14 protein-coding genes and 1 pseudogene are annotated in these 21,699 nt (G+C 66.5%); 8 read left to right on the forward strand and 7 right to left on the reverse strand.

Annotated features, from left to right (window positions below):
* The 4 genes from ACQY0Z_RS13855 to ACQY0Z_RS13870 all read left to right on the forward strand — a co-directional run bounded on the left by ACQY0Z_RS13855 (position 1) and on the right by ACQY0Z_RS13870 (position 5,026).
* Entirely contained in the window at positions 1–1,902 is a 1,902-nt protein-coding gene (locus tag ACQY0Z_RS13855; protein WP_439812340.1) for a UvrD-helicase domain-containing protein, read from the forward strand.
* 93 nt (positions 1,903–1,995) lie between these two features.
* On the forward strand, positions 1,996–2,427 hold the full coding sequence (locus ACQY0Z_RS13860) for a hypothetical protein (protein WP_439812341.1): 432 nt from the start codon (positions 1,996–1,998) through the stop codon (positions 2,425–2,427).
* A 705-nt stretch (positions 2,428–3,132) separates the two neighbouring features.
* Positions 3,133–4,329, forward strand: a complete 1,197-nt coding sequence (locus ACQY0Z_RS13865; protein WP_439812342.1) for a helix-turn-helix domain-containing protein — start codon at positions 3,133–3,135, stop codon at positions 4,327–4,329.
* A 37-nt stretch (positions 4,330–4,366) separates the two neighbouring features.
* On the forward strand, positions 4,367–5,026 hold the full coding sequence (locus tag ACQY0Z_RS13870; RefSeq protein ID WP_439812343.1) for a hypothetical protein: 660 nt from the start codon (positions 4,367–4,369) through the stop codon (positions 5,024–5,026).
* Positions 5,027–5,864: 838 nt separating this feature from the next.
* Here ACQY0Z_RS13870 and ACQY0Z_RS13875 read toward each other — a convergent pair.
* Positions 5,865–6,172 (reverse strand): annotated as a pseudogene (locus ACQY0Z_RS13875) (helix-turn-helix domain-containing protein); the annotation flags it as partial.
* A 434-nt stretch (positions 6,173–6,606) separates the two neighbouring features.
* Between ACQY0Z_RS13875 and ACQY0Z_RS13880 the strand changes: the two are divergent.
* The gene (locus ACQY0Z_RS13880) at positions 6,607–7,230 is read left to right on the forward strand and encodes a hypothetical protein (protein WP_439812344.1); all 624 of its coding nucleotides are present in this window, start codon (positions 6,607–6,609) and stop codon (positions 7,228–7,230) included.
* A gap of 6 nt (positions 7,231–7,236) precedes the next feature.
* Here the strand turns inward: ACQY0Z_RS13880 and ACQY0Z_RS13885 are convergent, their stop codons facing one another.
* Positions 7,237–8,394, reverse strand: coding sequence for a hypothetical protein (locus tag ACQY0Z_RS13885; protein WP_439812345.1), 1,158 nt, complete (start codon positions 8,392–8,394; stop codon positions 7,237–7,239).
* A 2-nt stretch (positions 8,395–8,396) separates the two neighbouring features.
* Positions 8,397–9,515 (reverse strand): ImmA/IrrE family metallo-endopeptidase, encoded by a 1,119-nt coding sequence (locus ACQY0Z_RS13890; protein WP_439812346.1) that lies wholly within the window; start codon positions 9,513–9,515, stop codon positions 8,397–8,399.
* A gap of 329 nt (positions 9,516–9,844) precedes the next feature.
* On the opposite strand from ACQY0Z_RS13890, the gene ACQY0Z_RS13895 reads away from it, so the two are divergent.
* Both ACQY0Z_RS13895 and ACQY0Z_RS13900 read left to right on the forward strand, forming a co-directional pair.
* Positions 9,845–14,362, forward strand: coding sequence for a hypothetical protein (locus ACQY0Z_RS13895; RefSeq protein WP_439812347.1), 4,518 nt, complete (start codon positions 9,845–9,847; stop codon positions 14,360–14,362).
* A 152-nt stretch (positions 14,363–14,514) separates the two neighbouring features.
* The gene (locus ACQY0Z_RS13900) at positions 14,515–14,763 is read left to right on the forward strand and encodes a hypothetical protein (protein WP_439812348.1); all 249 of its coding nucleotides are present in this window, start codon (positions 14,515–14,517) and stop codon (positions 14,761–14,763) included.
* A 99-nt stretch (positions 14,764–14,862) separates the two neighbouring features.
* Here the strand turns inward: ACQY0Z_RS13900 and ACQY0Z_RS13905 are convergent, their stop codons facing one another.
* The 4 genes from ACQY0Z_RS13905 to ACQY0Z_RS13920 all read right to left on the reverse strand — a co-directional run bounded on the left by ACQY0Z_RS13905 (position 14,863) and on the right by ACQY0Z_RS13920 (position 18,474).
* Positions 14,863–15,672, reverse strand: a complete 810-nt coding sequence (locus tag ACQY0Z_RS13905) for a hypothetical protein (RefSeq protein WP_439812349.1) — start codon at positions 15,670–15,672, stop codon at positions 14,863–14,865.
* The gene (locus tag ACQY0Z_RS13910) at positions 15,669–16,382 is read right to left on the reverse strand and encodes a ParA family protein (protein ID WP_439812350.1); all 714 of its coding nucleotides are present in this window, start codon (positions 16,380–16,382) and stop codon (positions 15,669–15,671) included. The genes ACQY0Z_RS13905 and ACQY0Z_RS13910 overlap by 4 nt, the downstream gene beginning before the upstream one ends.
* An 89-nt stretch (positions 16,383–16,471) precedes the next feature.
* Positions 16,472–17,044: a helix-turn-helix domain-containing protein gene (locus tag ACQY0Z_RS13915; protein WP_439812351.1), complete on the reverse strand. Its 573-nt coding sequence runs from the start codon at positions 17,042–17,044 to the stop codon at positions 16,472–16,474.
* Positions 17,041–18,474, reverse strand: coding sequence for a helix-turn-helix domain-containing protein (locus ACQY0Z_RS13920; protein WP_439812352.1), 1,434 nt, complete (start codon positions 18,472–18,474; stop codon positions 17,041–17,043). Before ACQY0Z_RS13920 ends, ACQY0Z_RS13915 begins: the two co-directional genes overlap by 4 nt.
* A gap of 1,087 nt (positions 18,475–19,561) precedes the next feature.
* Between ACQY0Z_RS13920 and ACQY0Z_RS13925 the strand changes: the two genes are divergently transcribed.
* Positions 19,562–21,592 carry an ATP-binding protein gene (locus ACQY0Z_RS13925; protein ID WP_189896550.1) on the forward strand — a complete coding sequence of 677 codons (2,031 nt, stop codon included), beginning with the start codon at positions 19,562–19,564 and terminating at the stop codon, positions 21,590–21,592.
* Positions 21,593–21,699 lie beyond the last annotated feature (107 nt).

Consider the following 21,699-nt stretch of genomic DNA (forward strand, 5'->3'; position numbering starts at 1 on the left):
ATGACGATTCCGTACGATCCTGCCTCCTTCGCCAAGGACCGGATCGAGGCAGCCGCCGCGCTCCTCGAACTCGACCTCCCGCACCAGGAACAATGGGACTTCATCCAGCAGATGATCTCCCTGGACCTCCAGGCCGCACCCGGCTCGGGCAAGACCAGCCTCGTGGGCCTCAAACTGGCGCTCCTAGCCCAAGGATGGAGGTCAGCGACGCGCGGCGTGTGCGTCATCTCCCACACCAACACGGCCAAGGACGAGATCACGGCCCGCCTCGACGCGGTACCGGCCGGCCGCAACCTGCTGCACTACCCGCACTTCATCGGCACCATCCAGTCCTTCGTCAACACCTTCCTCGCGCTGCCCGCCCTGCGCTCCATGAACGTCGAGATCCAGACGGTGGACGACGACGCCTACGCAGCAGCGGCACTCCGGCAACTGGACCGCCCCCGCTACCGAGTCCTCAAGGGCACATTGGAGCGCCAGCGAGACGGCCACCAACTCATCTCCGAGGCCCGCTTCGTCTGCGAAGGAAGCCAACTGACCGTGGTCACCACACGGCCGCTTCCCTTCTCCGCCGACACCAACAGCGGAAAACAATTCGACCACCTCAAACGCCGACTCGCCCGAGCCGGCGTCTTCCGCTACGACGACATGTTCGCGATCGCGGAACGCCATCTGCTGCGAAATCCGACCCTGGCTGAAGCCACGGCCACGCGCTTCCCCTTCGTCCTGCTGGACGAGATGCAGGACACCAGCTCCATGCAGCAACGACTGCTGGACAAGGTCTTCACCGACGGACACACCGTCGTCCAGCGCGTCGGAGACATCAACCAGCGCATCTTCGACGACCGCGGAGACACCCAGACCAGCCCCTCCGCCTTCCCCCTGCCCATGTCCGCCGAACTCCCAGTCAGCCGGAGATTCGGAAACAAGATCGCCGCCCTGGCCAGCGACCTCACCGTCCACCGCCCACAGCGCATCGAAGGCACAGGACACGAGGGCAGCATCGCCCTGCTGCTCTTCGACCAGGACTCTATCGACCAGGTGGTGCCCGTCTTCGAGCGCCTGGCTGGCTCTCTGGTCCCCCGGCACGTGCTCCTGCACAATCCCCCCAGGGTGCTGGGCGCCCGACGACACCCGGGCAGCTCCGCCAAGTTTCCCCAATCCCTGGCGTGTTACATCCCCGGCTTCCAGCTCCCCGGCCGCGGCGAGACTCGTGGCCTCCTCATCACGTCGGTCCGTACCGCGCGGGAGCAGCGCCGGCATGGTGACAGCCATGCGGCTGTCCAGCAGCTCTGGAACACGGTGCGTGGCGCCGTCCGCCCTTGCGCCCCAGAAGGTCTCCCCTCACTTGCCCGTCTCGACCGCCACCCCAGCACAGCCGGCGGACGCATCCGCGCATTGCTGAACTCGCTACTGACCGACCCACTGGACGATGAGCAAAGTTGGGGACGGCTGACGCGGCAACTGCTTGAGACGCTGCCCGAACTCACTCAAGCACCATGGGACGACCTCTCCGCTCTGCAAGATCCGACTGCCTACCTTCCCGAAGCAGAACCGGACGCACATCGCCACATCGACGACTCCGGCCACGTATCCGCAGTGGCCGGCACCATTCAGAGCGCCAAGGGTGAAACCCACGCCGCAACCCTCGTCCTTGAATGCCTAGACAGGACCGGCAAGAAGCACGACGTCTCGGAGGTACTGGCAGTGCTGGCCGGAGCCGGCGACATCGCCGGTGCTTCCGCGACAGTCCGCCGAGCGGCACAACTCATCTTCGTCGGAGCCACTCGCCCCACTCACCTGCTTGCCCTGGCTGCCTTGCGGGAGCGGGCCGAACCGTATGCCGAGGCCCTGGCCGAACGGAACTGGACCGTCCACCACGTCACGGATCCCTGGCTGTAGTAGAGCCCGGTCGCGAGGAGCGGTGACCGTTCCGTTCACCCCAGCAGGCTGTCGTCGGTTGTTCCTTCGGCCATCAGTTGCACCGTGTCCCGATTGCACCGGGTGTTCCAGGACTCGCTGCTGGTACGGACAGGACTGACGCCCACATCTGGCTCCGAGGCGCTGCGCGACGAGGCAGCCGCGGGGATGCGCTGGCTGGAAGTGCTGCTCCCCCCAAGCGGCGGAACCGCCCCCGCGGCCCTGCGGCGTCCCTTCACCGTCCACACCGGGCCTGGTCGGCGCGGCACTGGCACCCGGCCTGCTCGCGCTGGCCCGACGACAGGCGCCCGGCGTCTTGCTGCGGAGCTGGCCGAGGAGTGGGAGGCGGGCTCCGCGCTAGGCGAAGGTCGTATCGACCTGGAGATGAGCATCGACCACATTGACCCAAAAACCCAGGTCGAAAAGCTGGTCACGCTGCGTATGTCTGCCAGTGTCAGAGCGGGCATCCGCTCGCCGAAAGAACCCTCATGTCACCAGACTGGCTGACCCCGCCAGCAGACGCCACCTCACCCCTCAGCGACGCGGCGTATGCGCACGGACTGGATCTGCTGGACATCCCGCGGCAGCTGCCACCACTGACGATCAGCCTGGCACCCACACCACCCCGCCGAAGGAGCCCGACGGTGGCACGTAGCGCCGCCGTACGCCGGGTACTCCGTCAGAGCCGTAGGTGCGGGCTCGCACCTACCCGGGCAAGACGGGTTATTGCACCCCCAGTGCTCGGCGTCCATCCTCGGCAAGCGATCAGTGGTGTCAGAGCAGCAATCGAGGTCGTTCACGCCTGCTGGACCGTGCAGACCTGTTCCTGACTCCTCCGGGCAAAGCGGAACTTCGGTCGCTACCCAGCGGAGGGTCTGGTCCCAGGCTCCGGGCACCGGCGGGTGAGATGTCGAGGGGGCTGTAGCTCGGGCGGTTCTTGCCGCAAGAGCATGCTGCTGCGTCGTGGCGCAGGGGAGAATGAGCACTGAATCGGAGCGTGACGAAGGGGGCCAGGCCTCGGCCGGTGTGGCCGCAGCTGCTCGGCTCGGTCGGCGTTCACACCGCACACGTCCGAACATGCTCGCTGCATGGCGGGCTCCTGGCTCCCATCTCTGCGAGCAGCTCAGGCGCAGACTGTCAGTGGCGAGTGATAGACATACCACTGGCCATCGTGAATCAGGTGGGTAGAATTGATTCAGAAGGAGGTGCTACGTGGATCTTAAGCTTGTGGGGGAGCGGATCCGCCGCGAGCGTGAACGTGCTGGGCTCAGCCAGCGCGACCTCGCTGCTCGCGCTCACCTCTCCCAGCCAACCTTGACGCGCATCGAAAACGGTGCTCGCACCAAGGTGACGCTCGCTGAGCTGGACCGCATCGCAGTGGCCCTAGACATCCCGGTGCGGCTGTTGACCAGCGGAAACCCTGTGCGCAACAGAGTGCGCATCGCGGCCAGAGTTAACGATGTTGTGACTCAAGAGCGGGAAGAGGCCCTGCGACACACCCTTGAGGTGCTGGAGCTGGATGCCCGCCTGGACAAACTAGGGCCCAGTGCAACCCAGAAGCGCAAGCCGAACGGGTTTTTGCCCGTCCCGGATGAGCGTTTGCCGCAGGAGCAGCAAGCGAAGGAACTGGCGCAGCGTGTTCGGACGGCTCTTAACCTCGGTAGTGCGCCCATCGCTGACGTGGATGAGCTGATCGAGCAACTCACCGGCGTAGACACAGCAGTGCTGCAGCTACCCAAGACGACGGACGGATTCACCGCCACAGACCCAGAGCGTGAGACCACACTCATCGCTGTGCGCGCCTGTGACGTCCCAGAGCGTCAACGGTTCAGCTTCGCTCACGAGCTTGGGCACCTGCTGTGGAACGACGGTGCCCAAGTGCATGAGCTGGATGACGGGCGAACGCCGGGGGAGCGGCGATGTGATGCTTTCGCCCGCCATCTCTTGGCGCCAGAGGAAGGAATTAACACATGGCTATCCGCCGCGAGGGTATCTGAAAATGGCGATATAAACGAGCGCACGGTAGCGCTCCTAGCGCGTCACTTCCGGGTCAGCTTCGTCGTGATTCTAATTCAGCTCGAATTGATGTCGCTGATCACGGAGAGTCAGAAAAAGAAGCTTCGTGGGCCGACCGGCGCCCAACTGGCACAGCGGTATGGCTGGGGGCCGGCATACAAACAAGAACAACAGGCCGCCGAAGCAGTAAGGGCCCCTCGGCGTATCTTGGAGCGCGCTGTCGAAGCGTACCGTCGGAATATGATTGGAGTCCGCGCTCTAGCTATGCTTGAAGGGCGCCGCCCGGAAGAGGTCGAAGCCGGGCTCAGGGAAGCTGGCATAGTTCCCAACCCTCCGAGCCCAAAGCGCGCTAATCTCTCGCGGTTGGTCGCCCGCGGCTTGGCGAAGGACTAGTAGAGTAGTCCTGACGGAGGCGTCGAAGGGGTGGGGCTTGCCCGAGGAGCAGATAGAGGCATCCGGTGAGGACGCTTCGCTGGAGCAACAGGAACCGGTCTGCATTCTGGACGCGGTCATCTGTGTGCACTTTGTTGGCGCAAATCTCCAGCGCCTCCTGGTGGACGTCCTGCAGCGGGCCGATCTAGTGCTCCTCGTACCGCAAGAAGTCTGCGACGAAGTCGCAGGTAAAGACCGGAAGTACAAGGGGATCAAGCCCAGGTGGGCCCGCTTCACGAACAGTAACTGCGTCAGGGTGCTTCCGGCGCTCCAAGCCCAGTCAGTACCCGACCGTGTGGTTGAGGTCTTCGTGGAGATGCGAGGCCGTCAACTCGAAGATGCCCTGCGGGAGTCGAAAGACCTTGGCGAAGCAGTCGTCGTAGCTCACGGAGTGCACTACCAGGACCAGGGTCACGAGGTCCTGGTCGCCATCGATGACCAGGGCGGCCAGGCCCTCGCGGCAGACCGTGATCTCCAGATCATCACCGTGGAGGATGTGCTGGAGATGGCCGTCGAATTTGGAAAATTCTCCACCGAGGGTGATCTCAAGAAGATCTACGAAAAGCTTCGCAAATTCGGTGACGGATTGCCGCCCTACGGGCACACATCACTTTCTGTTCGTTTCAAGGAGTGGCTTGCCCGTAAGTCAGAGCGGTAGTGGCATGCTTGGTTCCACTCTATTCATCCTCATTGCATCAGCGTGGAAGATGCTTCACCGAAATTCCCTCACGAAGTGACAGGTGATTGGGGTCCGACTGATGGCTAGGGCGAGCCGTTGATTTGCCGGATGCCTCCCTAACCCGGGGGACGCTCAGGACTCGTTGGCTGCGACCTTCCAGGATTGTGACCTGGTCTGTGGCAAGGCGGGTGGTCGTATGCTGTCGTAGTCCTCCTGGCCGTCGGGTTTCGGCAGAAGTATTCGGCTCCAGCCGTTCGACGGGGAGACAGCCCTCGCAGTTCACCGGCACGGGAAGCGTCGCTGACCGGACACCAACCCGCTGCTTGGCCTATTTCGGGCATCAGCGAAGAATTTCCTCGTCCGCGATTCCCTGACGCCTCTGGTTGAAGAGGGCAGAGCGGGCGTCTTTGTGGTGTCTGACGCAGACGGGCCGGTGGATGTCGTGAAAACGCTGTGGAACCACACATGGGGTCGACGACCGAGGCCCGATCTGCATCAATTACTCGGGGGCTCCGGCGCCTGATTAACGTGTGCCGTGGGGTCACAACCGCATATGCAGCGCCGCCGCAGCACCCCGTCTGTTTCGGATCAAAACCTCAGGAGCGATCACGTCCGCCGATGAGACTGTGTGGCAGACAATGCAGCGGGCAGGCAGACCAAGTCGCTGGCTGCGGCCAGCGCCATCGCCGCTAGTGTCCGGGCAGGACGGCGCTGACTCGTCTGCTGAGCCCGTGCTCCGCGAGGGCTGCGTCGAGCGGGTGGCCGGTGAAGCGTCCTCGGCGGCTGACCGCCACGTGCTCGACTTCAGCCAGTCTGGCCCTGCGGAACCGCCGCCGGGGCTGGAGCGCGAGGGCCGGCCCGAGATGGTCCACGATCCGGTCGGCCACCGACTTCGAGACGCCGAACAACGGGGCGAGCTGGCGCAGGGGGAGGTTGGTGCGCCAGTACGCGGCCACCAGCAGCACCCGGTCCTCCAGTGGGAGCGACCACGGCTGGCTCTTGCGGACCGGGCCGGCCCGCCCCCTCAAGACGCAGCGAGGTGATCAGCTTGTTGCACTGCCGCGGGCTCAGCCCGGTGAACGAGGCGATCCGCGAGGGCTCCGACGCCGTGATCACATCGGTCACAACAAGATCATCACACCTCTGACCAGCAGTTACGGGACAACCTCCAGAGCGGGATCTCCGTATCACTGCCCCACCCTTGAACGACTCCAGTGAGCAATCCGTATGATCGATCAAGAGTGGGAAACGTTTGGTTTGCATGGCAAGACGACCGTTGTGGACCGCTGAGGGCTCGCACTAGGGTCATCGCTGTCACTCCGTCGGCGGGGCAGGTATGACAGCACTAGCCTGACCTGAAGACAGAGGGTTGCGCCCGTGTCCTGGGCCGTAGTGCCTCCGTTGTGCCTGGCAGGCAGCGTGGTCGTCATGGGTATGGCAGCCGCGGTCGGCAATGCTGGCGCGTTCAGCCCATTCCGTGAAAGGTTTCCTACCGGTAGGTAAGTAGGCGGTCGTCTGTGAAAGGCGAGCCTCCTTGAGGCGAGGGCAGAGGTAGCAACATGGCTGTGGCGGCGCGAGGGCCGGCGGAAGCGATCTCCGGTGCGGCGGCGCCTGGCACTCTGTTCCCACGGGGTGCGGACATCGGCGTGTTGAACATGTTCGGTATCGATGCCGTAGTTGCGTACAGCGAAAACGGGGACGAGATCGAGCGACGCGCTCGCGTCGGCACGCGGGAGGTCTCCAATCCCCGGGTGCTGGACCTGTTGATGAACCTTCCCTTGGGCGAGCCTGTCCCGGTGACTTCGCTGAGCGACAAGGAGCAGCGTGTGCTGCGGCGGATGCCCCCGGGAACGGTTGCCCGTCATGACAACGTCGTGGTTCGCGAAGCAACCCACCCCATTCGAGTCGATCTGGTTGTGGTCCCGGGCAAAGGCTGGGCCTCCGCTAGGGAAAAAGCCGAATGGTTTACACCTTTCTGCGCACGGGCCGTCTTGATTGACCGGCCTCTGCGGCGCCGAGATGACGCCGTGATGGAGGCAGAGTTCTACGGCATTGGGTTGCTCGTCGCGACCGGCAATGACGTTGAGGTCGTTGTCCCGCCTCGTCCCTTCGTTCGGCGCCGGCATACCGTGGCCGGCTGGAGGTTCGTGGAAGAGGCGTATAAGCAGCTCGCGGCTCGGTGAGCCGCCTCAGGGCGTGATCGGCAGCGTTGCCCAGGCTTCCAGGGGGCCCGGGACCACGAAGCCCGCCTTCGAATTTGCCGACAGCCCCAGACGCTGGTTTTCCAGGGCGTAGTGCGTGACGGCTGTGGCACACTTGTCGCGCCACCACGCTTTGCGCTCCAGCCCGGGCTTCCTGCTGGCGATCTCGATGACCCAGGCGCTCCAGGTGCTGATGTTGTGGTCCTCCGACTCGCGCCGCGCTTCGCCGCCTGGGTCGTTGAATCGGTCCAGGCCGCGACCGTCGCAGACGTCGCAGCTGCACGTTGCTGGCGGGTGATTGGCGTACAGGCGGGCCAGAGACTGGGTGCCCTTGAAGCACATCAGGCTTGGCATCAGCACTGACGGATATTGTGGTCCACCGCCGTTGGGGTTGAACAACGCGCGTTCGCCAGGGGGAATGCTGTGCCGGCTGGCGCTGTCGGCGCCGATACCGACAAACAGCCCGCCGTGGGCGAGTACGTCCAGTGCGGCCAGATCGGTCCGCAGGAGGGCGACATCAGGCAGCTCGGCTACGACATGGCGCAGGTTGGCGGGAACACTCTTGGCCTGTTCCATCGGATCGAATTGCCGGAACAGCGTCAGGGCCTTCGGATGCGGGATGCGCTTGCAGACGGCGATTAGCTGGCTGAGGAACTCGTCGGTGAGCCAGGCAATGTCGATCGGGAGGTTGACGATCGTGTCTGCCCGTTCGATGCGTTCGGACTGGCGCATGACAGCCTTAAGCGCCTTGGAGGCTCCCGGAGGGATGTATCCGGTCGGTGTGAGAGCGGCGCTGGCGCCGCGGGCCTTCTGCAGCTGAAGCGAGGTGTCGACCGTCGCGAACAGCTCGTTGCCGTCCAGCAGAAAGGGTTCATCGGCTGTCGCCGTGTGCGTCTTGTAGGCCGCGGTGTCGATCAGCAGGGCGCCTGTGAAACCGGAGGTCCGGAGCTGGTAGGCGCGTTCACCCGCCTTCTCCCCAGTCATGACGACGCCACCGAGGTCATCGTCGAGCGGAGTCCGCATCTGCGGTACGAAGCGGGCGTTCTCATGCAGCAGTACACGGCCCTGCAGTAGGGGCGTGGCCGGTACCGACGCATCGAGGACCCGCAGGGCGGGGGTGCGGCCGGGGAACGGCGAGTTTGCCATTGTCACCTACTTGTTGGTGATTCCGGTGGCCGTGTGGTCACCGAGGTGGAGGAAGGACACGAGTAGATCTCGGTGAACTCCTCGAGTTCCAGGCCGGCTAGGTGGGCTGCCTGGGACAGGTCGAGGTTGTGCTGTTGCCTCAGCCGGGTCACGACCTCGGCAAGGTGACGCGGGGTCTCGAGTTCGAAGGTAGCGGGTTCGGTGGTTCGGTAGCCCAGGGCGGACATCTCCACCATGAGCGAGCGGTACTGCCACTCGGTGAGGACGCCCAGTGATTTGGCTCGGCGGGCGAGTGCTGCCATCGAGACCCTCCACCGACGCTTCAGTTCCATCAACCGCGCCAAGTCCACGCGCGGCCGAAGCTCGGCCACGATGTCCTCGTGCGGCATGAGGAACTCGGCTGCGAATTCATCGGCTTGCTGTTCCTGCAAGCGCCCGTCCCCAGGCTCAGTGTGCATCACGATGTGCCCGAGTTCATGCGCCAGGCTGAAACGATAACGGTCCGCAGGGGCAGTCGAGTTGAGCAGGACGAGCGGGCGTTCACCGTGCGGCCACTGGCTCACGGCATCCAGCTCAAGAGTTTGCAGATCGCGGACCACGAGCAGAGCACCGGCGGTTTCGAGCACCTCTACCACACTGGAGACGGGACCATGCGGGAGGCCCCACTCCATCCGCAGCGTCTCCGCTGCGTCAGCCGGCGTATCAAAGTCGTCAACTACGATGTGCCTGAACGTATGCTTTTCGTCGTCGTGGCTCGCGGCCGTCAGGGCTTCCACCTGGAGGCGTGTGACTGCCAGAGTGGCGTGGACGCGTCGCAGTGCCAGCGCGCCCATGGAGGCGCGCTTGCGGTGGTGAACGAGCCCGACGCCAACCCCGCCGTTGTCAGTGGTGCGGCATAGCATCTCGGGCGTGTACCTGAGAGCTGCAGCGAACAGGGCGAGTCGCTCGCCCCTTACTGCCAGGCGACCGGCTTCGGCTCGGCTGACATACCCCTGCGACACCGTTTCGTTGGCCGCGCGGCCCGTCATCTCCCGTGCCAGGTCAGCCTGCGTCCAGCCGCGCGACTCACGCGCCAGTGTCAACATGGCGGGCTGCGCCACCAAGTCGACGATGTCATCCACGACGACATACACCTCCCGCGGTCAGGCTCTCCAGCGTGCAGCACCATGCAACTCAACACAGTATACGCAGAAACATCCCTCAAAATATTCCGCGGGCGACGCGCACCCTTGCTTCCGGTGCAAAGATCGCCTGGCGATCGGGCCCGACCTCTGTGCACTTGAGGCCAGACATGTGGTCATGGCCCAGCGGCGAAGCTGAGCGGCGCCGGGCCTACCATGGCTCCTCACCTGCTCCGCCAGTCCCGTGACTTGGCATCGGCCCCGACGGGCATAGGGGTGATCGCATATGGGTCTACAAGCCGGAAGGGGACACGAAGGGTGGAGACGGATTGAGCTTCAGGACGCTACGTGCCTGGAACGGTGAGCAGAGTCGGGCATTCGAAGAGCTGTCGTATCAGCTGCTCAAAAACCGCGTGCCAACAGGTACTCAGGCCATCCGAACCGGTAACCCTGATGGTGGCGTCGAGTGGTACGCCACGCTGCAGGACGGCACGGAGTGGGGCTGGCAGGCCAAGCATGTGGAGGGCATCGATCCGCTGTTGACCGCCATGACGGATTCGGTGAAGCGCGTAGCCAAGGAGCGGCCGGAACTCCGCAAGCTGACGTTCGCGATCTCCTGGAACCTTGCTACCGGAACGCGCGGCGGGGAGCGCAAGTCTCAGCGACAGAAGTATGAGGCAAAGGTCGCAACCTGGAAGAAAACGATCTCCGGTGCCGACAGGATTCAGTTCGAGCTGGTGCAGGAGAGCGACCTGCTGGACGAGCTGGCCAAGCCGGAGCACCGCGGTCGGCGCTGGTTCTGGTGGCATCACGTCGTGCTCGGGCGCGACTGGCTGGAGCAGCGCTACAAGGAGCAGGCCGATGCTGCCGGCGAGAAGTACCGGCCCGACCTGCAGGTCGACATTCCCATCCAGGAAGACCTCATCGCGCTCGGCTTCGACCAGACGGTCCTCACTCATTTCAATCGTCTGCGCCGCGACGTCATCACCGCCGTAAACGATCTACACGTGCTGGTCAAGGATGAGGACGACCCCGGCGCATTCGCCTATCAAGCCATCCATGACGCGGCCGCAGCCCTGAAGTCGACCGCAAGCTCCATCGCAGCACAAGCCGGGGATCCTGCAACTACACTCCGGCACCTCACAGATCAGCTGTCGACCACTGCTGAAGCCATTGAAGCTGCCAGGGACTACGAGCGCCGGGCGAAGGCCGAGTGGCGGGAGCTGCGGAGCGATGACCCCAAGCGGAACCAGAACCCTCCCGAACGCGCCGAGGGTTATGACCTCGGTGTGCTGAGCAAAGCGATCAACGAACTGCACTCGTGGCTTGACTCTTCGGTCGGCCGAGCCTTCCAGCGGCGCACCTACTTTCTGACAGGCAAGGCAGGGTCGGGCAAGACGCACCTGCTCCTAGACGCTACCCACCGTGCTCTGCTCGCTGATCGGCCCGCAGTGTTCCTGGCCGGTGCGCAGTTTGGCAGAGGCGACCTCTGGGCGAGCGTCGCGGACCAACTTGGCCTGGAGCCGGTCGGCGGCGATGTGCTCCTGAGCGCCATGGATGCCGCCGGCGAAGCTGCCACGACGTCTGGTAGCCGCTTCTTGATCTTCATCGATGCGCTCAATGAGACGACACCAGCGGACTTCTGGCGAACGCACCTCCCGAGGCTGCGAGCTGCCGTCGTCCGGCATCCGCACGTCGCCCTCGTCGTCTCCTGCCGTGACACCTACCGCGATCTCGTGCTGGAGGGCGCTGAGGACAAACACTACGTCCACCGCGCACATCCGGGATTCGCCGAGCGGGAAGTCGAGGCGACACAGCGCTACTTCGATCATTATGGTCTTGAAGCCCCCAAAATCCCGCTCCTGACGCCCGAGTTCACGCTGCCGCTCTTCCTCCGCCTGTACTGCGAAAGTCTCTCGGAGGCCGAAACCCACTCGCTTCCAACCGGCCACCAGGGGCGCGTCGCCATCTTCGAGCGCTATCTCGACGCAAAGATCCGCACCGTAGCTCGCCGCCTACGCCCCGACGCAACCTCCAGCTACGAACTAGAGGCGGCACAGAACCATGTCCGCCATGCGCTGAACGCTCTCCTTGACGAGTTGTCCAGGCTTGGCCGTGAAAGCATGAGCGCAGCCAGCGCCCATGAAACAGTCAGCTCGTCGCTCGAAGACACCCGAATTGACGCCGTGCGGCTCATGGGCCTCCTGCAGGAGGAGGGAGTGCTCACACGCGAGCGTCTCCACCTGGGCAGCGGAAGGTTTGGGGAAGGTGTTCGGATCGTCTTCCAGGCCTTCGCTGACTTCCTGCTCCTGAGACGTCGCCTTGCGCTGTCCGACGACCCGCTGAACGACGAAGCGGTCAGGCAGTGGCTGACGGAGGAGAGTAGTTGGGGAATCCATGAGGCGGCGACCATCCTGTTCCCCGAGGTCTACGGTGTGGAGCTGCTGGACTTCCTGAGTATCAGAATGACCGAGGCGTCGGACGGACACGAAGACAGGGACGCCTGGAACCGGTACCGGCGCGCCCCTCGGCTATATGAGGTACTTGTGGAGACCCTGCCGTACCGTGCCTCGGAAGCCGTTACTCAGCGGACGATCGACCTGCTGAACGAGGCTCAGCGCTATCTGCGTCGACCGGCACTCTACGAGGTGCTCTTCGCCCTTGCACCGCAGCCCGACAACCGACTTAACGGCGACGGCTTGCACCGGTATCTCTCTCAGCGGAAGATGCCCAAGCGCGACAGCGACTTCGGTATCGCGATGTATCACGCTCTGTCCGACGCATCGGGCACGACAGCCCGACTCGCACGCTGGGCGGCAGCGGGACCCTACCCCGCCTACGACCCCAAGGTGGTCGAGCTTGCCTGCATCCCGCTGTGCTGGCTCCTTTCTTCGCCGAACCGATTCATGCGCGACTGGACCACCAAAGCCCTGGTCCACCTGCTACGTGGGCATCTCGACGTCATGCGCGCACTCGTCGAGCGTTTCTGGGCGGTCGATGATCCTTACGTGGTCCAACGTGTAGTCGCGATCGCCTACGGTGCACTCCTGCGCAGCTCTCCTCAACACCATGATCAGGCAAAATCTCTCGCAGAACTGGTCCGCAACCTGGTCTTCACCCCACCCGTCCGACCGGACGAGCTGCTCCTCGACGCTGCCCGCGGCATCGTCCGATGGGCCGTAGCGCAGCAGCTGCTATCCGCATCGGCGCTTGACACATCCCGACGTCCATACGGGCTGGCGGTGCCTGGTCCGCCGCCGACGGAGGCGACAATCAAGGCCAAGTACGGTGGGCGCGAGGGGCAGTCGGCTGACGAGAGCTATTTGTCGATCTACCTCTCGCTGATGGGCATGGGTGATTTCGCCCGCTACGTCGTCCAGCCTGGCGTTCATCGCTTCTCGCGCTACCGCCTCGGGCAGACGTATCCCGAACGGCAGGCCCGGGAGCCGCGGTTCATCAAGAGCCGCTGGGAGAAGTTCGTCGCGTCGCTGAGTGAAGAACAGAAGGTGACGCTGGCCGACAAGTTGCGCAACCCTGAAGAGCAAGCGCTGAGCCGGCTCAAGTCCCTTCTGTGCCGTGCAGAGGATCCGCTGAGTGAAGAGCAGCGCAAGCTCTGGGACGCCTCGTTCGTGTATCCCCAGCCGGTGGATCACGCCTACCCGGCAGACATCGCATGCCGCTGGATCTTCCGCCGCACACTCCGTCTCGGCTGGACACCCAAGCTGTTCGGAGATGAAGATCGACGAATCGGCCGTGGGCGCGGTGGAAGAGAAGGACACAAGGCCGAACGCTGGGGCAAGAAGTACCAGTGGATGGCCTACCACGAGCTGATGGCCCGAGTTGCGGACAACTACCAGGCACCGCGTCATTTCGGACATAGCGAGCCCTATGAGGGCTTGCACCAGATCATCGGCGACCGTGAGATCGATCCCAGCCTGCCCCCGATCGACTACCACGCCTTCAACGAAGAAGGCGGAAACGGCGTAACGGCATGGAGCCCGCCGCTGATCAGCCTCGAAGCGTGGCCACCAGCCCCAATCGACTTTAGCCGATACCGCGGAGACATCAGACGGTTCCTGGCCGATACCGCCTCCGAGCCGACCGTTGCCAACTCCTTGTTCCTGAGTGACCGAGAAGGCCGCGACTGGGTGACACTCGAGAGCTTCGTGAACAAGGTCGATCCGATGGCCGATAAGGGATGGCGTGGCCTGCAGGAGAAAAGCACCATCCACACACTGCTCGTCAAGGCGGATGACGCCGAAGACCTCCTGAAGGCCCTGCGAGACGAATCACGTCATGACACCCGTGATCTCCTCGACTCGCACGGCCACACCGACTGCTGCTATGTCGGCGAAGTAGGCCGTATCGGACCGAACTGCCCGCACCGGCACGACACCCTTCGCCGGGTATCGATCGGTGAAAAAGAGATCGAGGTCGTACCCACCATCGAGCAGTACACCTGGGAAGGCAGCATCCTCGACTGCTCCATCGGCGAAACCGCAAGCGTTGTCCTGCCCGCGACCTTCATCCAACAAGCCGCGGGATTGACCTTCGATATGCGGGGCCCCAGTTGGCTCGACTCTGCCGGCGCGCCCATGTTCACCCACTACGAACAACTTGGGAATGACAGCCGGGCGATCCTGGTGAGGAAGTCCTTCCTCCAGAACTTCCTGATGGAGCGCGACCTTGAGCTGATCGTGTGGCACTGGTACGAACGAATGCAGCTACGAGACGACTACCACCAAGGCCAACATCCCTATGTCGAATCGAGCGTCATAGCCCGGCTGGGGGCGGACATGAAGATTCGCCACGGCACTCCGCAGCGGACAGAACGAGATCTGGAATGATGGGCAGAGCCACCCTCGCCGTGAAGTACGGTGCCCCCAGTATTCCGCTGTGATACGGCTGGTTAAAGAACCTCTGTCCCCGGTGGATTGAGGTCCGGTGGATAGCCCTTTGCACGGAGCCAGGCATCAAGGGCGAGAGCGACGATGTCACCGTGAGGGATGTCGGTGTCGGCGTTGCAGCGGCGGATCCGGCGCTGGAACTGAAGGACTTCAGGGACGGCGTAGTTGAGCTGCCCTCGTTTGGTGTGCCGGTCTTTGATGACGGTCAGGGTGTCCGGGTGCGGCATAAGAGCGTCGTCGGCTGGCTGGAACTCGGCGTCGAGGGCGTCGGCGATTTCACGCAGTCGGCGGGCGTAGGGGGAGTGATCAGGCACGAGAGCTGCTCCGGTCTGTCCGGCTAGGCGGATAGCTATCCGCCTACTGGGCTATTGGAATAGTCGGCACGAGGGGCGGCCGCACCCCCGCGCGGGGTGGCCGCCCCTCGTGCACTGCAGTCGGGTTCAGAAACCGCGAGCGGTGAGCCACTCGTCCAGCGCGACGGAGACGATGTCGCCGATGGGCAGGTGATCGAGTTCGTTGTCCAGTGCGAAGCGCTTGATCCGCTTCTTGAGCTTCAGCGCGGCGGGGACCGACGAGTCGAGGCTCTCGCGAGCGATGATGCGCTGGTTGAGAACGACGGCGGTCTCGGGAATGTCCTTGGGACGGCCAGGCCCTCGAGCCCACGAGGTTCCCTGGCTGGGCGTCTCCTGCGATCGCATGTCCTGTTCCCGATGAGAGTAGGTGACGTCGGTCCTCACCGGGAATGCCGTGCCGCCTGCGGCCGGAGGAGCTGCCGGGCGAATGGCCACCTCGGTGGGCGGGGCTGCACCAGAAGGAGTGGACGTGACGTGGGTATGCCCGTGCCGAGCAACGGGTTCGCCCGGCTGCGTGGTCTGGACCGTAGGCTCCGCAGCCGATTCCAGCCGCTCTTGCGGAGTCACAGCCGGGCCAACTGGCTGACTGACGGCTTCCGCCTGCACCGGGCCGCTCGGTGCGACGTCACCGGTCGGCTGGGCGGAGGTCCGTGTCACTTCGGGTACCGCCTCGGTCCGGCCCTGGGCCGATGCCTCGGCGGGAATGGTGGAAGGAGCGGGCTGAGCCTGTGGCTCGCTGGTGGCGGGACGGCCTTCGCTCTGGGCGGTGGCCTGTTCGGCGGCGTACTGCTCGGGGGTGAGCTCGGCGGCGGGGGGAGGGGGCGGCGGGGCTGTCTTCTTGGCCCCGCCCAGGGTGCGGCCGGTGCGGCGGGTAGGGGGTTTCATGCGCTCGCTCATGCGGTGAGCTCCTTCATCAGCTGGGCGTACTCGCTCAGTTCGGTGGGGACTTCGCCGAAGGCCTCCATGTAGTGCACCCAGGAGTGGATGGTGGTCTCGGCGAGCGGGAACGGTTCGTCGCGGTCGGGGCCGATGCCTTCACCCTCGGCGGGGTGGAGCAGCCGGTCCTTGGCGGTGCGGGGCAGGTTGGTGCGGTCGTCGGCCTTGACCAGCACGACGTGGGCGGTGACGTCGCGCTCGTTGCGTGCGGCGGCGCGTTCGGCCTCGTCGAAGGTGGCGACGAGCTTGCGGCGCTCGATCTTGGTGGGGGCGACGGGGACGATCAGCCGGTTCGCCTCGGTGACCGCCTCATAAAAGATGCGGGCGCTGCCGCCGCCGGCGTCGACCACGATCGCGCCGAACTCGGCGCGCTTGGCCTGGATGTACTCGGCGATGTCGTCAAACGGGTACCGCTCGACCACAAGGTTCCCCGGGATCTCGAAGCCCTCGGCCTGGGCGACCTTGAACCAGTCGTAGGCGGACTGGCTGGTGGCGTCGGCGTCCAGCAGCAGCGTCGGCAGGTTCAGGACGACGGCGTGGTAGAGGGCGATGAACCAGGCGGAGGTGGTCTTGCCCGTGCCGCCCTTGAGCATGCCGACGACGATGACGAAGGCGTCCCAGGTGCGGGTTGTCGCCGCCGCCAGGGTCTTGGACCGGGTCTTCTCATTCATGTGTGCTTGATCTCCAGCAGGTAGATGGGTATGGCTGGGGTACGGCGCGGGTGGGCCGATGATCGGCGGCGCCCGTGGCGCGGAGGCGCTCACGACTGCCTCCGCACGCCGAGGGCCCGTGGGCGGTTCTGCTGGGGCCGCATCCGGGTGCCTGCTTGGCGCAGGAGCCGGTAGACGGTTGCTGCGGAGTAGCCGCAGTCGGTCGCCAGTTCCGGGACCGTGGCGCCGGCCTCGTACCGCTCCCGCAGTGACACCGCGAGCCGGTGCCGCTCGGCCGCCCGCTTTGCGGCGCGCATCCGGAGGGTTTCCTGCGTCGTCCGTGGGGTGCCGCCGGCCTCGATCAGCAGGCGCCGGGCGGCGCGTTGTGTCATGGATGCCGCCGCGGCCAGCTCGGCGAGCGTGGCGCCGTGCTGCTCGTAGAGCGCGCGGAGCTGTGTGGCGAGTCGTCGGCGTGCTTGCGGGTCCTGGCGCATTCGGCGGGTCTGCCACGAGGTGCGCATCACGGTTCCGGCACTGCGCAGCCGGTTGAGGACCGTGCCGTATGACAGGCCGCTGGCGGCGACCAGTTCCTGCACGGTGGCACCGGACTCGTACTGCGCGCGCAGGGCTTCGGGCGTCACCGCCTTGTTCGCGTCAGGGGTGGCGGGGGGTGGTGAGGTCATGCAGCGGTCTCCCATTCGCTGAGGGCTTCGGCATGGGCGGCTGCCAGCTCGTCATAACTGCGCTGGTCAGCAGGCGTGATGAGGATCAACCGGCCGTCGGTGGCCACGCGCCAGTCCGGGGCCAGGCGGCCCGTGACCGGGTCCAGGACGCGTCCGTTCGGGGCGCACCACGAGGGCGGTACTTCGTCCGGGCGGGGCGGGGGCACCAGGACCTGGCGGCCGTCGCGGACGATCACCATGGCCTTGCTGCGGTGCTCCGCGAGCTGGTCCAGCAGCTCTCGGTATGCCGCGCGTTCCGCGGCATGCCGTGCCCTGCGACGGGCCGCGACACCCGTGGTGCCGTACTGCTGGGCCACCGTGTCCCAGCCGCGTGCGAGCTGGGCGGACGGGGCGGGAGCAGCATGCGGTGGGGCGGTGCCGAAGCCCTCCACGGCGCGGGGTGCGAGGGACCAGGTCTCGCCGTGGTGGTGGACCAGGCCGTGGTCGGCCAGGCGACGCAGGGCCCGGTAGGCGGTGGCCCGGGACACCGACGCGGAGCGCACGAGCTCTCCGATGGTCTGGGATGGGCGGGTGTGCAGGGCGCCGATGATCACGAGGGCGGAGCTGCCGAGGCCGTGGTGGGTGAAGGCGTCGTGGCCCATCAGGTGGCCGATGACGGTGGAGTCGATGTCGGCCCGCGTGTCTGTCTCAGGGGTGTGCCACTCCTCAAGTGCCGGGTCGGGGGGGTACTGAGTGGTCCGGGAACGAGACAGGGCAGCAGGAATGTCGTGATGGCTGGTACTGCCGTCGCTGATGTACCAGGTGGAGCCCTCCCGGCCGTGGCCGACCTTCAGGCGCTGCAGCCAGCCGCCTGGCTTGAGGACGGTCTCGTAGACGGCCCGGAGCGTCGTGCGGGAGATGCCTGCTTCCTCCGCGGTCTGCCGCTCGCTGGCGTGGTGCAGGGGTCCGCCGGCGATCTCGGCGAAGGTCAGATGTGCCCGCAGTACTCGCAGCGCGGTACGCCCCCGCTCCCCGGGCCAGGGCGTCGTCTCGATTCGGTCGCGCAGCGAGGAGAGCACCTCGTGTGCGTGCTGGCGCGACGTCAGGGATGCCGTGCTGATGACTGCGGCTGAGGCGCTGGCCCACACGCGGTGGATGTAGTCCAGGGCACGGGCCTGTCCAGACCGCACCGAAATGTGCCGGGCATGCCGGCCACCCTCGTGATCCGGGTGCAGAAGCAGCCGGGTCAGGTCGTCGACGCTTCCGCCGGCACGGGCGACATGGCACGCGATGGCCGCCGTGACCCGGTGCCCGTGCTCGGCCACGCCCTGACGCTCCCCGCGCAGGGCCACGCTGTGGCCGTCTGGAGCGAGCTTGCTGTAACTGCCGGTCGCGTAGCGGCCGGTGAGGTCACCGAGGAGGACGAGATCAGCCGCGGCTGGCGGCAGCATGTGAAGGCCCAGCCCTCGGCTCGGGTCTACTGGTCGTCGGGATGAGTCTGGGTGACGGGTCTGCTGTGGCACGTGGGGTCGTCTCGCGAAAGACATGGACGCCACCGGGGCCCGCTAAAACCACGGGTGGTGTCCGGAACCGACCTCCAATCGGTGCCAGCGAAGAGCCTCCAGGATGGCCGTCCTGGAGGCTTTCGTGTGCCTGGCTCCGGTGGAGGCAGGCATCCCCATCGCGGCTCGACCGGGGAGACCGTGAAGAAGTCGGAGTCGTCGGCCTGTCCGACTCCGGACTCCCAGAGCCGCTCAGGCGGCAGAAGCAGAGGGGTTGCCTCTGGCTGCCTCTGAGCGACCCGGGTCGATCCGGGGTCGAATCAGAGCGTTTTCCTCTGACTGCCTCCGATCACCTCTGCAACCCGTCCTAGCAGGTCACAGCCGGTTCGGCCCACAAAGCCGCAGGTCAGAAGGGTGCTTCTGGAGAACCCGGCGTACAGCCCGACTCGTCTGCCGCTCCCCTCTCCCTCCGGGAGCTCCGGCAGCTCCGGGAGCACTCCCGACGCCCTCCGAAAGGGCCCTCCTCCTCTCCGCCGCCGCCCGCGCGCAAGCCCCCGTGCGCCCCCGCTCACGCAACCCGGCGCGACCCGTCGTCACCAGTTCTTCACGAGCGTCGGAAATCCTTCATCTTCATGTCCTCCTCGTTACCGCTCCCGGGTGTGAAGCGCCGCTGGCATAAACGCAGTTGGCCGAAAAGTGACCCCTCACGTGAGTGAGGGGAGCGCTGAGAGGAGCGCTGTGAAGCAGATGTGACGACCCGTCAGGTGATTCGGAGGGCGCGTTGTCGCACTCCGGCCCGGCTCGTCCGGCCTCGGCGCGGCTACCACAGCGGAACGTACGAGCGATGGGTTCACGACGAACTGATTTTGCTGACGAGCTGTTCAGCAAGCGGGGCTTCCGCGTGCATCGGGGTGATTAGCATGAGCCGTACGTGGTCGGAAGATCGCCTTCTGTCGGCAGATCCCGTCCCCGGCCCGCGGCCGTCGTTCGTACGGCCGCCCCCTTCCCCTGCTCTCACCGACCGAGGGACCGCTCCATGCCAGTGCCTGCTTCTCCCAGCCAGCACCCACCGGCGGGGGCGCCGCGCACCTCGTTCGCCGCACGGGCGGCCGTGCTGGTGGTGACCGCCGCCGCCGGTGGTGCGGCGCTCGCCCTGGCGCCGTCCGGCGCCACCTCGTGGACCCTGGCCGTGGTGCTGGCCGGTTGGGCGTGCGTGGCCGTCACCGTCCTCGTCGACCACCGCCTCGTCCGGAAGGCCCGCGCCACCGCCGCCGAGCGCGAGTCCGAGACAAGCCGCCTGCGCGCCGAAGCCGCCCGCCGCTCCGCCGAGATCTCCCACCTGGCCGGAGCCACCCTGCCCGCCGTGGCCGAACGGCTCCGCGACGGCACGAGCGCCGCCGACGTGCTGGCCGCCGTGCCCCCGCCCTCCGACCCGCAGCTCGCCCGCGTCACCCGCGCCTTCGCCGCCACCGTCGAGGAGGACGTACGGCGCGTGATGACGCTCGAGGACGAGTACCGCGCGATCCGGGACGAACTCGAGCAGACGGCGACCGAACACGACCGGTTCGCGCGGGAGACGATGCCGACCGCGATCACCCGGCTCCGCGAGGGCCGCTCCGCCGACACCGTGCTCGCCGAGATCGAACTGCCGCACCACCCCGCCCTGCGCGTCCCGGCGGAATCGTTCATCCGTGAACTCGCCCACAGCGAGCGCCGCGCCGCCGCCGCCCAGGCCGCCTCCGCCAAGGCGCTCAGCCGCGTCCAGGCCAAGGCCGTCCAGATGCTCGCCGACCTGCGCGAGATGCAGGAGCGGCACGGCGAGGAGGTCTTCGGCGACCTGCTCAAGCTGGACCACAGCACCTCCCAGCTCGGCCTGATGACCGACCGGCTGGCGCTGCTCATGGGCGGCCGTTCCAGCCGCGCCTGGAACAAGCCGATCAAGATGGAGAGCATCCTCCGCGGCGCCGCCGGCCGTATCGCCGCCTACCAGCGGGTGCGCCTGCACTGCTCCACCCGCACCGCGGTCGCCGGGTTCGCCGCCGAAGGCGTCATGCACCTCCTCGCCGAACTCATGGACAACGCGGCGAACTTCTCCCCGCCCATCGACGAGGTGCACGTCTACGTCGAGGACCGCAGCGCCGGCATCGTCGTCACCATCGAGGACAGCGGCCTGAAGATGGCCGACGCGGCCATGCGCCGCGCCGAGGAGGCCGTCACCGGCCGGGTCACCGACCTCGCCTCCCTCCAGGGCACCCGCCTCGGCCTGGCCGTCGTCGGCCGGCTCGCCTCGAAGTACGACATCAGCGTCAACTACCGTCCGTCCTCCCGCGGCGGCACCGGCGTCGTGATCCTGCTGCCCCTGCACCTGCTCGCCCAGCACCGTGAGCCCGCCCCGCACGAGACGTCCGGGCGCGGCGAGTCCCTGGCCGGGCGTGGCGCCGCGGCCCGGGGCCTGCCCGTGGAGTCCCCGTCGGCGCCCCGCGCGTCGCTGCCCTCCCCGGACACGGACGCCCTGCCCGCCGCGGGCTCCTCCACCGGCTCCCGCGGCGACGCGGACGCGCTGCCCAGCCGTACGTCCCTTGACGTCGACGCCCTGCCCGTCCGCGGCGCGAACGGCTCCCGCGGCGACCGTGACAACGCTGCCGAGGCCCGCCCCGCGACCCCGGAGCCGTCGGCCCCCCGGACCGAGCGCCCGGCCTCCGTCACCGAGCGGCTGTCCGCACTGCCCACGGTCCCCGGCCAGGGACGGCACCGCCAGCCGGCCAGCACCACCCCGAACGGCCTCCCGGTCCGCGCCCCCGGCCGCACCATGGCCGAGGCCGAACGCGAGCGCGAACAGCGCCAGTCGGCGGCCGCCCGCTCCGGTGACACCGCGTCCGGCCGGCGCGGGGCGCGCGACGCCGGCTCCCGCTTCGGCGCCTTCCACCGCGGCGCACGCCAGTCCGGCAACGGCACCTCCGACACCGGCACTTCAGAAAACGGCGCCACCACCACCGGCGCCACCGACACGCCGGGCGCCGGCACCTCCGGAGGCACCGCCGACTCCCTGCCCCCCGCGGCTCCCTAGTCCCACCCCTCCCGTACGGCGCCGCGGCCCGGCCCCGTACGGCGCCCGGGGCGACGGCGCCCCTTCCCGCTCGAGCACGTGAGATAGGAGGAACGGGCCGGTGACCG

It is taken from the genome of Streptomyces sp. P9-2, assembly GCF_051903975.1.
Lineage (GTDB): Bacteria > Actinomycetota > Actinomycetes > Streptomycetales > Streptomycetaceae > Streptomyces > Streptomyces cellulosae.